The 552-nt window shown below is 71.4% G+C and carries 1 protein-coding gene; it reads right to left on the reverse strand.

Annotated features, from left to right (window positions below):
- Positions 1-552 (reverse strand): peptidylprolyl isomerase (locus FLQ44_RS21335; protein WP_147695972.1); only part of this gene is annotated, 552 nt, incomplete at both ends.

The raw sequence follows: 552 nt of genomic DNA on the forward strand, positions 1-552 counted from the left end.
GCGCGCGTCCTCGTCCATGGCGCTGGCCAGATGCATGGCCTTGACCGCCGGCTTGGCCTGATCTTGCGTGTAGAAGCCCAGCGGCGCGCGCCCGCGCGGCAGGCTCGACAGATGCTCGACGCCCTCCAGCACGCGGCCGAACAGGGTGACGTTGCGGTCCAGATGGCGCGGGGCGTGCCCGGTCACCACGTAGAGCTGGGCGGCACTGCCGCTGTCGGGGGCGTTGTCGCGGCCAGCGCCCAGGGTGCCGTAGCAGTGCGCCAGCCAGCTGCGGCCGGAGGCCGGATCGCGCGCGGCCGGAAAACCGTCGATGAAGCCAGCTTCGGGCGCATAGACATCGCCGTCCGGCACCGGGGTGAAGGCGTCGACCTTGTCGCTGGCCTGATCGAACTCGGCGGTCAGGCGTTCCGCCTGCTCGCCGCGCGGACGCGCCTGCTCCACGTCGTCGGCCAGCGGATCACCCCATTGCGCGACATAGTTGTCCTGCGAGCGCAGCACCGCCAGGCCATCGAAGTAGCCCTGCGCGATCAGTCCGCGCAGCTGCTCCGCGTG

Source organism: Vogesella mureinivorans (genome assembly GCF_007644035.1).
In the GTDB taxonomy this organism is placed as follows: Bacteria; Pseudomonadota; Gammaproteobacteria; order Burkholderiales; family Chromobacteriaceae; genus Vogesella; species Vogesella mureinivorans.